Source organism: Pseudomonas taeanensis MS-3, from assembly GCF_000498575.2.
GTDB lineage: Bacteria > Pseudomonadota > Gammaproteobacteria > Pseudomonadales > Pseudomonadaceae > Aquipseudomonas > Aquipseudomonas taeanensis.
Genome location: NZ_AWSQ01000006.1, coordinates 175,513 through 189,405, shown reverse-complemented (window position 1 = coordinate 189,405; position 13,893 = coordinate 175,513). Strand labels below are relative to the sequence as shown.

General features: G+C 61.0%; 12 protein-coding genes. 10 read left to right on the top strand and 2 right to left on the bottom strand.

Translation table 11 applies throughout. The features are described 5' to 3' along the window. The first annotated feature begins 3 nt into the window (after positions 1-3). From TMS3_RS18765 to lpxC, 4 genes are all read left to right on the top strand, one after another. The gene (locus TMS3_RS18765; protein ID WP_025166833.1) at positions 4-861 is read left to right on the top strand and encodes a cell division protein FtsQ/DivIB; all 858 of its coding nucleotides are present in this window, start codon (positions 4-6) and stop codon (positions 859-861) included. A gap of 20 nt (positions 862-881) precedes the next feature. Continuing rightward, positions 882-2,129, top strand: coding sequence for a cell division protein FtsA (gene ftsA, locus TMS3_RS18760; protein ID WP_025166832.1), 1,248 nt, complete (start codon positions 882-884; stop codon positions 2,127-2,129). Between the two features lie 53 nt (positions 2,130-2,182). Further along, on the top strand, positions 2,183-3,376 hold the full coding sequence (gene ftsZ / locus TMS3_RS18755; RefSeq protein ID WP_025166831.1) for a cell division protein FtsZ: 1,194 nt from the start codon (positions 2,183-2,185) through the stop codon (positions 3,374-3,376). Positions 3,377-3,487: 111 nt separating this feature from the next. Continuing rightward, the gene (lpxC, locus tag TMS3_RS18750) at positions 3,488-4,399 is read left to right on the top strand and encodes a UDP-3-O-acyl-N-acetylglucosamine deacetylase (RefSeq protein WP_025166830.1); all 912 of its coding nucleotides are present in this window, start codon (positions 3,488-3,490) and stop codon (positions 4,397-4,399) included. 93 nt (positions 4,400-4,492) lie between these two features. On the opposite strand, the gene TMS3_RS18745 is transcribed toward lpxC, so the two are convergent. Further along, on the bottom strand, positions 4,493-4,948 hold the full coding sequence (locus TMS3_RS18745) for a DUF721 domain-containing protein (RefSeq protein ID WP_025166829.1): 456 nt from the start codon (positions 4,946-4,948) through the stop codon (positions 4,493-4,495). Between the two features lie 81 nt (positions 4,949-5,029). On the opposite strand from TMS3_RS18745, the gene TMS3_RS18740 reads away from it, so the two are divergent. The 6 genes from TMS3_RS18740 to TMS3_RS18715 all read left to right on the top strand — a co-directional run bounded on the left by TMS3_RS18740 (position 5,030) and on the right by TMS3_RS18715 (position 13,104). Beyond that, positions 5,030-5,956, top strand: coding sequence for a M23 family metallopeptidase (locus TMS3_RS18740; protein WP_025166828.1), 927 nt, complete (start codon positions 5,030-5,032; stop codon positions 5,954-5,956). Positions 5,957-6,075: 119 nt separating this feature from the next. Next, a complete protein-coding gene (gene secA / locus TMS3_RS18735; RefSeq protein WP_025166827.1) occupies positions 6,076-8,811 on the top strand; it encodes a preprotein translocase subunit SecA in 2,736 nt (911 codons plus the stop codon). A gap of 167 nt (positions 8,812-8,978) precedes the next feature. Further along, positions 8,979-10,196, top strand: coding sequence for a bifunctional glutamate N-acetyltransferase/amino-acid acetyltransferase ArgJ (gene argJ, locus TMS3_RS18730; protein ID WP_025166826.1), 1,218 nt, complete (start codon positions 8,979-8,981; stop codon positions 10,194-10,196). Positions 10,197-10,332: 136 nt separating this feature from the next. After that, complete coding sequence (locus TMS3_RS18725; RefSeq protein ID WP_025166825.1) at positions 10,333-10,965, top strand: glutathione S-transferase family protein; 633 nt, start codon at positions 10,333-10,335, stop codon at positions 10,963-10,965. Then, a complete protein-coding gene (locus TMS3_RS18720) occupies positions 10,962-11,903 on the top strand; it encodes a Nudix family hydrolase (RefSeq protein WP_025166824.1) in 942 nt (313 codons plus the stop codon). The genes TMS3_RS18725 and TMS3_RS18720 overlap by 4 nt, the downstream gene beginning before the upstream one ends. A 127-nt stretch (positions 11,904-12,030) precedes the next feature. Further along, positions 12,031-13,104: an HPP family protein gene (locus tag TMS3_RS18715; protein ID WP_083491795.1), complete on the top strand. Its 1,074-nt coding sequence runs from the start codon at positions 12,031-12,033 to the stop codon at positions 13,102-13,104. A gap of 26 nt (positions 13,105-13,130) precedes the next feature. On the opposite strand, the gene TMS3_RS18710 is transcribed toward TMS3_RS18715, so the two are convergent. Then, on the bottom strand, positions 13,131-13,880 hold the full coding sequence (locus TMS3_RS18710) for a phosphatase PAP2 family protein (protein WP_025166822.1): 750 nt from the start codon (positions 13,878-13,880) through the stop codon (positions 13,131-13,133). Between the last annotated feature and the right edge of the window lie 13 nt (positions 13,881-13,893).

The following is a 13,893-nucleotide window of genomic DNA, read 5'->3' as shown; positions in this document are numbered from 1 at the left end:
GCCATGGGCGCCATCCTTCGTCATCAGCCAGGTTCTGCGCGCACGCCGTTGCGCGGCAAGCCTGTGCCGCGCGGCGCCAGTCGCATGGTGGCCAAGGAGACGATCGGCGTGCGCTTGCCCAGGCCGAGTTTCGACCTGCTAAAGCGCATCACCTGGCCAGTGCTGTTGGTGGTGCTAGGCATGGGTGCTTATGAGTTGGCGCAGCGCCTGTTGCCTTACGCCGACCGGCCAATCGCCAAGATCAGCGTCGAAGGCGATCTTAGTTACATCAGCCAGCAGGCTGTACAAGAGCGTATTGCGCCTTTCGTTACGGCGAGCTTTTTCAGTGTCGATTTGCAAGGCATGCGCAGTGAACTGGAACAAATGCCCTGGATCGCCACGGCCAATGTACGTCGGGTATGGCCCGATCAGGTGCTGGTGCATCTGGAGGAGCAGCTGCCGATCGCCCGCTGGGGGGATGAGGCGCTACTGAATAACCAGGGCCAGGCGTTCGCGCCGCGAGAGCTGGCTAATTACGAACACCTGCCGCAGTTGTATGGCCCAAAACGCGCACAGCAGCAGGTAATGCAGCAATACCAGGTACTGAGCCAGATGCTCCGGCCGTTGGGGTTCTCCGTGGCGCGCCTGGAATTGCGCGAGCGGGGGAGCTGGTTCCTCTCTACCGCTCAGGGCATCGAGCTGTTGTTGGGGCGCGATCATCTGGTGGAAAAAATGCGTCGCTTCATCGCCATTTACGACAAGGCACTGAAAGCGCAGAACACGAATATCGCGCGGATCGATCTGCGTTACGCCAATGGCCTGGCCGTGGCGTGGCGCGAGCCGGTTGCGCCCACGGCGGCTGACACCGCTGTCGTGCAGTGAATCAGGAGAAGGCGAGAGACATGGCAAACGTGCAGAGCGGCAAGATGATCGTCGGCCTCGACATCGGCACCTCCAAGGTGGTGGCGCTGGTTGGCGAGGTGACGGCCGATGGCCAGTTGGAAATCGTTGGCATCGGTACCCATCCGTCGCGCGGCCTGAAGAAGGGCGTGGTGGTCAATATCGAATCCACTGTGCAATCGATTCAGCGCGCGGTAGAAGAGGCACAGCTGATGGCCGGCTGCCGGATTCACTCGGCTTTTGTCGGCTTGGCGGGCAACCACATCCGCAGCCTGAACTCTCACGGCATCGTCGCCATTCGTGATCGCGAAGTCAGTTCGGCCGACCTGGAGCGCGTACTGGATGCCGCCCAGGCGGTGGCTATTCCGGCGGATCAGCGGGTCTTGCACACCCTGCCGCAGGATTACGTGATCGATAACCAGGAAGGCGTGCGCGAGCCGCTGGGCATGTCCGGCGTGCGTCTCGAAGCCAAGGTGCATGTGGTGACCTGCGCGGTGAACGCGGCGCAGAACGTCGAGAAGTGCGTGCGTCGTTGCGGCCTGGAGATCGACGATATCATTCTCGAGCAGCTTGCTTCGGCTTACGCGGTGCTCACCGACGATGAGAAAGAGCTGGGTGTGTGCCTGGTCGACATCGGTGGCGGCACCACCGACATCTGCATCTTTACCGAGGGCGCGATTCGTCACACCGCGGTGATTCCGATTGCCGGCGATCAGGTCACCAACGACATCGCCATGGCGCTGCGTACGCCGACCCAGTATGCCGAAGAAATCAAGATTCGCTACGCCTGCGCCCTGGCCAAGCTGGCCGGTGCCGGCGAGACCATCAAGGTGCCCAGCGTCGGCGATCGTCCGCCGCGTGACCTGTCCCGGCAATCGCTGGCCGAAGTGGTCGAGCCGCGCTACGACGAACTCTTCACCCTGATTCAGGCTGAGCTGCGGCGCAGTGGCTATGAGGATCTGATCCCGGCCGGGATCGTGCTCACCGGCGGTACTGCGAAGATGGAAGGGGCCGTCGAACTGGCCGAGGAAATCTTTCACATGCCGGTGCGTCTCGGTGTCCCCCACAGCGTCAAGGGGCTGGCCGATGTGGTGCGCAACCCGATCTATTCCACAGGTGTGGGCCTGTTGCTATACGGGCTGCAAAAGCAGGCCGACGGCGTCTCCATGTCTGGTATTGGCAGTTACAGCGATGAACCCGTTACACCTGTATTCGAGCGCCTGAAACGCTGGGTACAGGGCAATTTCTGATGTTAAACGGCGTGTGCAGTAGGCGTTACAACTAGAAAGGAAGGAGAGGGAAAATGTTCGAACTCGTAGACAGCGTCCCGCTTAGCGCGGTTATCAAGGTCATAGGTGTCGGTGGTGGTGGCGGTAACGCCGTTAATCACATGGCGTCCAGCAACATCGAAGGCGTCGAATTCATCTGCGCCAATACCGATGCCCAGGCACTGAAAAACATCGGTGCGCGCACCGTCCTGCAACTCGGCCCAGGCGTGACCAAGGGGCTGGGTGCTGGTGCCAACCCGGAAGTCGGCCGTCAGGCTGCTCTGGAGGATCGTGAGCGTATCGCCGAAGTCTTGCAGGGCTGCGATATGGTCTTCATCACCACGGGCATGGGTGGTGGTACCGGTACCGGTGCCGCGCCGGTGATCGCCGAAGTAGCCAAGGAAATGGGCATTCTCACCGTTGCTGTGGTGACCCGTCCGTTCCCTTTCGAAGGCCGTAAGCGCATGCAGATCGCCGACGAGGGCATTCGTGCACTGTCGGAAAGCGTCGATTCGTTGATCACCATCCCTAACGAAAAGCTGCTGACTATCCTCGGCAAAGACGCCAGCCTGCTGTCGGCTTTCGCCAAGGCCGACGATGTACTGGCCGGTGCCGTACGTGGTATCTCCGATATCATCAAGCGTCCAGGGATGATCAACGTCGACTTCGCCGACGTGAAAACCGTGATGAGCGAAATGGGTATGGCGATGATGGGTACCGGCTGCGCCAGCGGTCCGAATCGTGCCCGTGAAGCGACCGAAGCGGCAATCCGCAACCCGTTGCTGGAAGACGTCAACCTGCAAGGGGCGCGTGGCATCCTGGTGAACATCACCGCCGGTCCTGACCTGTCCCTGGGTGAGTACTCCGACGTGGGTAGCATCATCGAGCAGTTCGCCTCCGAGCACGCCACAGTCAAAGTGGGTACCGTGATCGATCCGGATATGCGTGAAGAGTTGCACGTGACCGTGGTTGCCACTGGTCTGGGCGCGCGCATTGAAAAGCCGGTAAAAGTAGTCGATAACACCATGCAAGTCGCGGCCACTTCGTCGACCCCGGCGGCTCCGGCAACGCCTTCGCGCAGCGAGCAGAGTGTCAACTACAAGGACTACGAACGGCCTACCGTACAGCGCCAGAGCCATTCCGGTGCAGCTACTGCGGCCAAGCTGAATGCGCACGATGACCTGGATTATCTGGACATCCCAGCGTTCCTGCGTCGGCAGGCTGATTGATGGAGTGTATCAGGGGCATTGGTTCGATTGGTGTTCAGCAAGGGCCGGTTCTGCTATTATCGCCGGCCATTGTTGAAAACAATTCGCAACTAGCGCTATAGCGGCCAAGCCATGATCAGACAACGCACCCTGAAGAACATTATCCGCGCCACTGGCGTTGGCCTGCATTCCGGGGAGAAGGTATACCTGACCCTGAAGCCGGCACCCGTGGACACCGGTATCGTGTTCCGTCGTACCGACCTAGATCCCGTGGTGGAAATTCCCGCGCGGGCGAGCAATGTCGGTGAAACCACCATGTCGACCACCTTGGTCAATGGTGACGTCAAGGTGGATACGGTAGAGCACCTGCTTTCGGCCATGGCTGGCCTGGGTATCGATAACGCCTACGTCGAGCTCTCCGCGTCCGAAGTACCGATCATGGATGGCAGTGCCGGTCCTTTTGTATTCCTGATTCAATCTGCTGGTTTGCAAGAGCAGGAAGCCCATAAGAAGTTCATCCGCATCATCCGCGAAGTCACGGTTGAAGAAGGCGACAAGCGCGCCACCTTCGTGCCTTTCGAGGGATTCAAGGTGAGTTTCGAGATCGATTTCGATCATCCGGTTTTCCGCAATCGCACCCAGTCGGCCAGTGTAGATTTTTCCAGCACCTCTTTCGTCAAGGAGGTCAGCCGGGCGCGTACCTTCGGTTTCATGCGTGACATCGAGTTCCTCCGTTCACAGAACCTGGCGCTCGGCGGCAGCGTAGACAACGCTATTGTGGTGGATGAGTACCGTGTATTGAACGAAGACGGCCTGCGTTATGAGGACGAGTTCGTCAAACACAAGATTCTCGATGCCATTGGTGACCTCTACCTGCTAGGGAATAGCTTGATTGGTGAGTTCCGTGGCTTCAAGTCCGGACATGCACTGAACAACCTTCTGCTGCGCACCTTGATCGAGCAGACGGATGCCTGGGAAATGGTCACCTTCGACGACGCCAAGACTGCACCCATTTCCTATATGCGCCCGGCTGCGGCCGTGTAGCCAAGACTCTCTTCCTTTCTGATTCGAGGCCACCTTGGGGTGGCCTCTTTTTTTGGGGATGTGTCTTGATCGCGCAAAAGTGCAGGTTGCGGCTTACTCGCTGGGGTTTCCGTGCTTGGCCAGGCGCTCCAGCGCGGCACGCAATTTAGGGTCGCGAACGCCCTCGGCGGTCGCCTGGATGTTCTCGGCAGCGCTGCTGGACAAGCTAATAGTGCGACCGACTGCACGCCTTTCGGCGGCCGGTGGTTGCACCTTGAAGAGGATTTTCGCTAAGGTCGCGAACTCTTCGAGCGCCTGCAGTTGTTTGAGCAGGCGCCGCTGTTGATAGCGTAAGCGGGTGGCCCAGTGGCCATCGGTAACGATAAGAAGCAGGCAGCCCTCACGCCAGAACGCGACATGGCAGTGTTCGCGGGCCGCAGGTTGCAGCTGGCTTTCCACTAAGCGTTGCAGGTGATCGAGGCGTTGCGCCTGATTGAATAACGCTTTCAAGGGCTTCGCTTCGCGCAGCAGCGCAGCGGGTGCTCGGGCCGGCAAGGGACGAAACGTCATGGCAGGACGCCTGAAATTGTGGAACCGCCATGGTAGCAGAAACCCTGCCGCCAACTTGGGTTCCACCGTAAAGGGGAAGCCATGCACATCATTTTACTCAGTCGGCGTCACGGCGCCGCACGTTCACTCAGCCTGGATTTACGTTGGTTGTTGCTGTTGCTGGTCATGCTGGTCGGCGTGACGCTGGCGACGGGGGCTGCGTTTGGCGCCTGGTGGGCGCCGCCATCGCTCAGCGATAAGGACAATGCGCAGCTTACCCTGGCGCTGGATCAGCAGCGCGCAGAGGTCGGAGCGGCACGCAACGATGCACAGCGTCAGCTGGATGCCTTCGGCGTGCATGTCGCCGAGTTGCAGGCGCGCCTGACTCGCCTGGATGCACTGGGCGAGCGTCTGACCGAGCTGGCCGAGCTGGATTCCAGCGAGTTCGATTTTTCCTTGAATGTGGGGCAGGGCGGCCTGGAAGAGCCGCTCGACGCTGCCGTCTATTCCCCGCCATCATTTATCAGCAGTCTGGATGAGTTGGCGCTGCGAGTGGATAGCCGTGAGCAACAGCTCGAGGTGCTGGAGGACTTGCTGGCCGAACGCCGTCTCAATGAAGCCGAATACTTGGCGGGCCGCCCGGTTTTGCAGGGCTATGTATCTTCACCGTTCGGTCGGCGTACCGATCCTTTGCGGGGTCGTTTGAGTATGCATAAAGGCGTGGATTTCGCTGCCAAGGCTGGCAGCCCGGTGGTAGCTGTGGCTGCAGGTGTAGTGACCGCCTCGGGGCGTCGTTCCGGTTACGGTAATACGGTGGAGGTCAGCCATGCAGATGGTTATGTCACGCTGTATGCGCATAATCAGAGCAACCTGGTGCAGGTCGGCGACCTGGTTCAGCGTGGTCAAACCATTGCCAAGGTGGGCAGTACCGGGCGTTCTACCGGTTACCATGTGCACTTTGAAGTTACCCAGAATGGCCGCGTAGTCAACCCCTCGAGCTACATCGCACGCGTTAGTGGCGTCGAATAACGCCGCTTTCTTCATCCTCGTTTCCGGGTAGAATGCCCCCTTCGCACGCAGCCATGAGGGCTGCATGGGCGACTCACGGGGCCGCCCTCCATCCATACGCGTGGGAAGATCCTGTCGATATGTTTGCGCCTTTGTTGAAAAAACTCTTTGGAAGCAAGAACGAGCGTGAAGTCAAGCGCATGCTCAAGACGGTTCAGGCCGTCAATGCCTTCGAGGAGCAGATGCTTGCGCTCTCGGATGAGCAACTGCGCGCCAAAACTGACGAATTCAAGACCCGCCTGGGCAAAGGTGAAACCCTCGACGCGCTGCTGCCGGAAGCCTTTGCCGTGGCTCGGGAAGCGGGTAAGCGTGTGCTGGGCATGCGTCACTTTGATGTTCAGCTGATCGGCGGCACTACCTTGCATGAAGGCATGATTGCCGAGATGCGCACCGGTGAAGGTAAAACCCTGGTGGCGACTCTGGCGGTTTATCTCAATGCGCTGTCCGGCAAGGGCGTGCATGTGGTGACGGTCAACGACTACCTGGCCCGTCGCGATGCCAACTGGATGCGTCCACTGTATGAGTTTCTCGGTCTGTCGGTCGGTATCGTCACGCCTTTCATGCCGCCGGAAGAGAAGCGCGCGGCCTATGCCGCTGACATTACCTACGGCACCAACAACGAATTCGGCTTCGATTACCTGCGCGACAACATGGCCTTCAGTCTGGAGGACAAGTTCCAGCGTGAGCTGAATTTTGCGGTGATCGACGAAGTCGACTCGATCCTCATCGATGAGGCGCGTACACCGCTGATTATCTCCGGCCAGGCCGAAGACAGCTCCAAGCTGTATATCGAGATCAACAAGCTGATTCCTCGCCTCAAGCAGCACATCGAGGAAGAGGAAGGTGTGGTCACTCAGGAAGGCCACTACTCGGTCGATGAGAAGACCCGCCAGGTCGAGCTGAATGAGGCGGGCCACCAGTTCATCGAAGAACTGCTGACTCAGGTTGGCCTGCTGGCCGAGGGCGAGAGCCTGTACTCCGCGCACAACCTGGGGCTGCTGACCCACGTGTATGCCGGTCTGCGTGCGCACAAGCTGTTCCAGCGCAACGTCGAATACATCGTGCAGAACGATCAGGTCATCCTGGTCGACGAACACACTGGTCGGACCATGCCGGGACGGCGTCTTTCGGAAGGCCTGCACCAGGCGATCGAAGCCAAAGAGGGTCTGAATATCCAGGCCGAGAGTCAGACGCTGGCCTCGACTACCTTCCAGAACTACTTCCGCCTGTATAACAAGCTGTCGGGCATGACCGGCACCGCCGACACCGAAGCCTTCGAATTCCACCAGATCTACGGTCTGGCGGTAATGGTCATTCCGACCAACCGGCCACTGGCGCGTAAGGATTTCAACGACCTTGTCTACCTGACCCAGGAAGAGAAGTACGCCGCGATCGTCACCGACATCAAGGAGTGCCAGGCCCAGGGCCGGCCTATCCTGGTCGGTACGGCAACGATCGAAACCTCCGAATATGTCTCGCGGCTGTTGGAAAAAGAAGGTATCGAGCACAAGGTGCTCAACGCCAAGTTCCACGAAAAAGAAGCCGAGATCATTGCCCAGGCCGGTCGCCCAGGCGCGCTGACCATCGCTACCAACATGGCCGGTCGCGGTACCGACATCCTCCTGGGCGGTAACTGGGAAGTCGAAGTGGCGGCGTTGGAAAACCCTACCGATGAGCAGGTCGCTCAGGTCAAGGCCGACTGGCAGAAGCGTCACCAGCAGGTGATCGAGGCCGGCGGCCTGCACGTGATCGCCTCCGAGCGGCATGAGTCGCGGCGTATTGATAACCAGCTGCGCGGCCGTTCCGGTCGCCAGGGCGACCCGGGCTCCAGCCGTTTCTATCTGTCGCTGGAAGACAGCCTGATGCGCATCTTCGCCTCCGACCGGGTGAAGAACTTCATGAAGGCCCTGGGCATGCAAGCGGGCGAAGCGATCGAGCACCGTATGGTGACCAACGCCATCGAGAAGGCCCAGCGTAAGGTCGAAGGGCGTAACTTCGACATGCGTAAGCAACTGCTCGAATTCGACGACGTGGCCAACGAGCAGCGCAAGGTGATCTACCACATGCGCAACACCTTGCTGGCGGCTGACGATATTGGCGAAACCATCGTCGACTTCCGTCAGGAGGTGCTGGACGGCACCATCAACGAACACATCGCGCCGCAGTCCTTGCCCGAGCAGTGGGATATTGCCGGTCTGGAAGCCGCGCTGTTCAGCAGCTTCAGCCTGAAACTGCCGATCCAGCAGTGGCTCGACGATGACCACAAGCTTTATGAAGAAACCTTGCGCGAGCGGATTCTGCAAGAGCTGATCGTGGCCTACAACGAGAAGGAAGACCTGGCCAGCGCCGAAGCCTTGCGCACCTTCGAGAAGCAGATTCTCCTGCGCGTGCTAGACGACCTGTGGAAGGATCATCTGTCGACCATGGATCACCTGCGTCACGGCATTCACCTGCGTGGGTATGCGCAGAAGAACCCCAAGCAGGAATACAAGCGCGAGTCCTTCGCCCTGTTCCAGGAGCTGCTCAACTCGATCAAGCGTGACACCATCCGCGTACTGTCCCACGTTCAGGTACGCCGCGAAGACCCGATTGAGGAGGAGGCGCGTCTGCGCCAGGAAGCCGAGGCGATGGCGCAACGCATGCAGTTCCAGCACGCCGAGACCTCGGCGCTGGATCAGCCTGCCGACTCCGCCGAAGAGGGTGATGTGGCGGTCGCCGCGACGCCGGTGCGCAGCGAGCAGAAGACGGGTCGCAACGAGCCTTGCCCCTGTGGTTCCGGCAAGAAGTACAAGCATTGCCACGGTCAAATCAGCTGATTGGGCGAGCCGTACAGTAATACGGGCATGGGGTTTGGCTATGCTTGACCCTGCCCAGATGACGCCGCGAACGGTTTGGCCGCTCGCGGCGTTTTACCATCCGTTTTACTATCCAATGTGCGCATAACCGGCGCTACGGCGCTTTATTATTTCAAGGAGCGTTCTCTATGGCTGTTGGTCTTGGCCCGCTGTCTACCCTGCACCCGGTTCCAGGTTTTGAACTGGGCATCGCTTCGGCTGGCATCAAGCGCCCAGGGCGCAAGGATGTGGTGGTGATGCGCTGCGCCGAGGGCTCCAGCGTCGCCGGTGTGTTTACCCTCAACGCCTTCTGCGCGGCCCCGGTGATTCTGGCCAAGAAGCGCGTCCAGGGCCCCGTGCGTTATCTGTTGACCAACACTGGCAACGCCAATGCCGGTACCGGCGAGCCTGGCTTGCAGCATGCCGCCCGCACTTGCGCCACGCTGGCACAACTGGCGGGCGTCGAGGAAAGCGCCGTGCTGCCGTTTTCCACCGGGGTGATCGGTGAGCCGTTACCGGTGGAGAAGATCGAAGGTGCTTTGCAGGCCGCACTGGACGACCTGGCGGAGAACCATTGGGCCGAGGCAGCAGTGGGTATCATGACCACCGACACCTTGCCCAAGGGCGCTAGCCGTCAGTTCGTGCATGACGGCGTCACGGTGACCGTCACCGGCATCAGCAAGGGCGCGGGGATGATCAAGCCGAACATGGCAACCATGCTCGGGTATATCGCCACCGACGCCAAGGTCGCTCAAGGTGTGTTGCGCGACCTGCTGCGCGATGCGGCAAACAAATCGTTCAATCGCATCACCATCGACGGCGACACCTCGACCAATGACTGCTGCATGCTGATCGCCACCGGGAAGGCGGCGTTGCCGGAAATCACCCAGGCCAGCGGGGCTTTGTTCGCCGCACTCAAGCAGGCGGTGTTCGAGGTGTGCATGGAGGTGGCCCAGGCCATCGTGCGCGACGGCGAGGGCGCGACCAAGTTCGTCACGGTGCAGGTCAATGGTGGGGCGACTCATCAGGAGTGCCTGGACGTCGGCTATGCCGTGGCCCATTCGCCGCTGATCAAGACCGCGCTGTTTGCCTCCGACCCGAACTGGGGGCGGATTCTCGCGGCGGTTGGGCGTGCCGGGGTGGCGCAACTGGACGTGAGCAAGATCGATGTGTTCCTCGGCGAGGTATGCATCGCCAGTCACGGCTGCCGTGCGGCCAGCTACACCGAGGAGCAGGGGTCGGCGGTGATGGCCGAAGCGGAAATCACCATCCGTATCGAACTGGGACGTGGCAGCTGCAGCGAAACCATCTGGACCACCGACCTGTCCCACGAGTATGTGAAGATCAACGCCGAATACCGCACCTGAGTGGGGTGCAAGTGCTGTAACGCTGTCGCTATTCCCGTTGTTCATGGCCCCATGAATAACGGGAATTTGCTATTCGGGGAGTCGCCTCTTACCGTCGACTGACCTGTCCTCACTGGTTAACGCACGGAGCGACCCCATGACCCTGAACCTGATCGTCGGCAACAAGCGCTATTCCTCCTGGTCGCTGCGTGCGGCCTTGGCCTTGGAGTTGAGCGGTGCACCTTATACGGAACAGGTGATTGCGCTCAATCGCCCGGACACCCAGGCGCGTATCCGTGAGTACTCCCCGACCGGCAAGGTGCCGTTACTGATAACCGAGGAGGGGCCGGTGTGGGACTCCCTGGCGATCGGAGAATACCTCGCTGAACGCTTTCCCGAAGCTCACCTCTGGCCGCGCGGGCAATACGCTCGTGCGCTGGCCCGTAGCGTATGTGCGGAAATGCACAGCGGCTTCGTCGGTTTGCGTACGCATATGCCGATGGACCTCAAGCGCGATGAGGTGCTGGCCGAAGTGCCGGACGACGCCCAGGCCGATATTCAGCGAGTCTGCGCGCTGTGGACCGATTGCCGTGAGCGCTTCGGCCAGGACGGCCCGTTTTTGTTCGGCCATGCCAGCCTGGCGGACGCCTACTTTGCGCCGGTGGCTGCGCGGTTGCGCAGTTATCAGGTCGATTTACCCGAGGTCGCGGCGGCCTATGTGGCTACCGTCTACCAATGGCCGGCGTTTCAGCGCTGGTATCAGATGGCTCTCAAGGAACAGCTGGGATGAAACGCGTGCATGTGGCTGCGGCGGTGATTCGCAGGGCGGACGGACGCATCCTGATCGCCAAGCGGGCGGATGCTAGCCATCAGGGCGGCCTCTGGGAGTTTCCCGGCGGCAAGGTGGAAAGTGGTGAGGCGATTGAGGCGGCCCTGGCTCGGGAGCTGCAGGAAGAGCTGGGCATTCATCCGACAGCGGCGCGGCCGTTGATCCAGGTGCGTCACGACTACCCGGACAAGCAGGTGCTGCTGGACGTCTGGGAGGTCTCGGCGTTCGCTGGCCAGGCGCATGGCGCAGAAGGGCAACCGCTGGCCTGGGTCAATCCGCGGCAGTTGGGCGACTATGAGTTTCCGGCCGCCAATCGCCCCATAATTGCCGCCGCGCGCTTGCCCGAGCGCTACCTGATCACCCCGGATGGGCTAGGGGCGGCCGAATTACTGCGTGGTATCCAGCGCGCGCTGGACAGCGACATCGCTCTGCTGCAGTTGCGCGCCCCGGCGATGTTCGACCCGCAATACCGCGACCTGGCGCTGGATGCTGTAGGACTGTGCGCCGGACGTGCGCAGCTGATGCTCAAGGGGCCGTTAGAATGGTTGAGCGACTTTCCCGCTGCCGGCTGGCACCTGACGGCCCAACAGCTACGCGAGTTGGCTGCTAGCGGACGGCCGTTAGCGCCCGAGCGCTGGCTGGCAGCGTCTTGTCATTCGGCTGAAGAACTGGCGCTGGCGGCACAGCTGGGGGTGGACTTCGTCACCCTGTCGCCTGTGCAGGCGACAGCCACTCACCCGCAGGCGCAACCACTTGGCTGGGCAGCAACAGCTGAATTGCTGCAGGGTTTCAACCAGCCAGTGTATTTGCTCGGCGGCGTGGGCCCGGCTGAGCTTGAGCGAGCTTGGCAGGTGGGTGCGCAGGGGGTGGCGGGGATTCGGGCGTTCTGGCCGGACTAGAGGGTCGTGACTTGACCGCTATGAGCTTGGGGAAGGTATATTGCTCGCCCTAAAACGGTGCGAAGACAGGCGGGCGTGAGCGGTGAATAGCTTCAAGGGGTGGTTGCAGGGCTTCTGGCCGGCCCCAATGAATATCAGTCGAGGCGAACAGGGCTTGAGTTGTGTCGGGGCCTTCCTCGGCTTGCTGTTCACCGCCTGGTTTTGTCGCCAGGCCTTAGGTGGCGCTCATCTCTGGCTGGTCGCGCCGATGGGCGCTTCCGCCGTTTTGCTGTTTGCCGTGCCTTCCAGTCCGCTGGCACAGCCATGGTCGGCGGTCGGTGGCAGTTTGCTCGCCGCCTTGGTGGGGGTGAGCTGCGCCAAGTGGCTGGGGCCCTCCGGGCTGGCGGCTGCCGCTGCGGGTGCCTTAGCGATTGCCGCGATGTTTGCCCTGCGTTGCCTGCACCCTCCAGGTGGAGCCATCGCCCTGACCGCCGTATTGGGCGGCGAAGAGGTGACTCGGCTCGGGTATCACTTCGTGTTGTACCCGGTCGCACTGAATGTCCTGGCGTTGCTGCTGATTGCCCTGTTGTTCAATAACGTACTCAGACGCCGCTACCCGCATCGTCCGGTTGAACATGGCAACGTGCATAAGACCGCTGACCCTATCCCGCGTGACCGCCTGGGCTTTACCCCCGAGGACCTGGATGCGGTACTCAATGCGCGCGGCGAGCTGCTGGACATCGCCCGTGACGACCTGGAAGAGATTTTGCGGCAAACCGAGGAGCGGGCTTATCGACGGCGTTTCGGTGAGACGCGGTGTGTCGACATCATGTCCAAGGATGTGCTGAGCCTGGCCCCGGACGCCACTGTCGGCGCTGCCCTGAAACAGATGCATGCTCACAGGCTGAGCGGCATGCCGGTGGTCAATCCGCAGCGCATCCTGCAAGGCATGCTCTATCTGCATGACGTGATGCAGGTTGGGCCTGAGGCTGAGCAGGTACAGGTCGGGCAAGTGATGCAGCGAAAGGTGCCTAGCTGTTCCCCGGACTGGCCCATTACCTACCTGATACAGCTGCTATCCGATGGCAGCGTGCATAAAGTGCCGGTATTGGATGGGCATGGCGTGCTGTTGGGCATCGTCACCCAGACGGATCTGGTGGCTGCACTGTTCCGGGTGTCCCTGGAGACCCACCCGGGTAGAGTCGCTGCGCAGGTGGTTTGATCCGGGCAGCGCAGCGGGTCCTTGGCTTAGCCTGTTGCGCCCTCTGTTGTGGGCAGTGCGCTGAGAGTGTCACGGGCGCTTTGCGTGGTGCGATAGAGCACCAGTCGATAGGCGCCCAGGGAGATCACCCAGCAAAATAGGGCGGTCCACAGGTTGTGGGAGAAAAAGTGCGCGCCTTGCAGCATGCGTCCTATGGAAAAGGTGGTGCCCAACGCCAGCGCGAACCAGAGTGCCGCCTTGGCTGTGCGCGGGCGCCGATCACGCAGCACGAAGAACAGCGCGAACAGCGAGAAGCCTGCGGCGGCATGGCCACCCGGCCAGCAGCGCCCAGGCTTGGCGGTGGGTGCGCGCGCGCTGAGCAGTGGCGTGTAGGTCTCCTCGCCGCCAAACTGGCTGAGACTCCATGGGCAGTGCACCCCGGTGAGGGCCTTCAGGGGCGTGACGATACTGGTGGTCAGGCCCATTGCCAGTACCAGATAACCGAAGGGGCGGCGCCAGTGGTGGAGTTTCTTGCTCAGCAGGCTCAGGGCGAACCCGATGATGGCCAGCAGGCCAATGCCGATCACCGCCTGCTTGGCGCGGTCATGCAGGATGTCTTCGAGAAACGCACTATGCCGGCCGATAAAGCCGCTCTGCTGGTCATAGGCCCAGTTGGCGATGGTGAAATCCAGGGTCGTAGGGTCTGCCAGTAGTAGCAATAGCATCACGGCTAGCGGAATGCCGAAGCCCAGATAGAAGTTGAGCGGCCGCGAGGCGGTTGGCGAGTTGGCGAGCATGGTGTTGTTCCTT

Coding starts and splice junctions, on each gene's coding strand:
- lpxC (WP_025166830.1), top strand. CDS start 3,488: ATGATCAGACAACGCACCCTGAAGAACATTATCCGCGCCACTGGCGTT.
- secA (WP_025166827.1), top strand. CDS start 6,076: ATGTTTGCGCCTTTGTTGAAAAAACTCTTTGGAAGCAAGAACGAGCGT.
- TMS3_RS18765 (WP_025166833.1), top strand. CDS start 4: ATGGGCGCCATCCTTCGTCATCAGCCAGGTTCTGCGCGCACGCCGTTG.
- TMS3_RS18720 (WP_025166824.1), top strand. CDS start 10,962: ATGAAACGCGTGCATGTGGCTGCGGCGGTGATTCGCAGGGCGGACGGA.
- ftsA (WP_025166832.1), top strand. CDS start 882: ATGGCAAACGTGCAGAGCGGCAAGATGATCGTCGGCCTCGACATCGGC.
- TMS3_RS18710 (WP_025166822.1), bottom strand. CDS start 13,880: ATGCTCGCCAACTCGCCAACCGCCTCGCGGCCGCTCAACTTCTATCTG.
- TMS3_RS18745 (WP_025166829.1), bottom strand. CDS start 4,948: ATGACGTTTCGTCCCTTGCCGGCCCGAGCACCCGCTGCGCTGCTGCGC.
- TMS3_RS18740 (WP_025166828.1), top strand. CDS start 5,030: ATGCACATCATTTTACTCAGTCGGCGTCACGGCGCCGCACGTTCACTC.
- argJ (WP_025166826.1), top strand. CDS start 8,979: ATGGCTGTTGGTCTTGGCCCGCTGTCTACCCTGCACCCGGTTCCAGGT.
- TMS3_RS18725 (WP_025166825.1), top strand. CDS start 10,333: ATGACCCTGAACCTGATCGTCGGCAACAAGCGCTATTCCTCCTGGTCG.
- ftsZ (WP_025166831.1), top strand. CDS start 2,183: ATGTTCGAACTCGTAGACAGCGTCCCGCTTAGCGCGGTTATCAAGGTC.
- TMS3_RS18715 (WP_083491795.1), top strand. CDS start 12,031: ATGAATATCAGTCGAGGCGAACAGGGCTTGAGTTGTGTCGGGGCCTTC.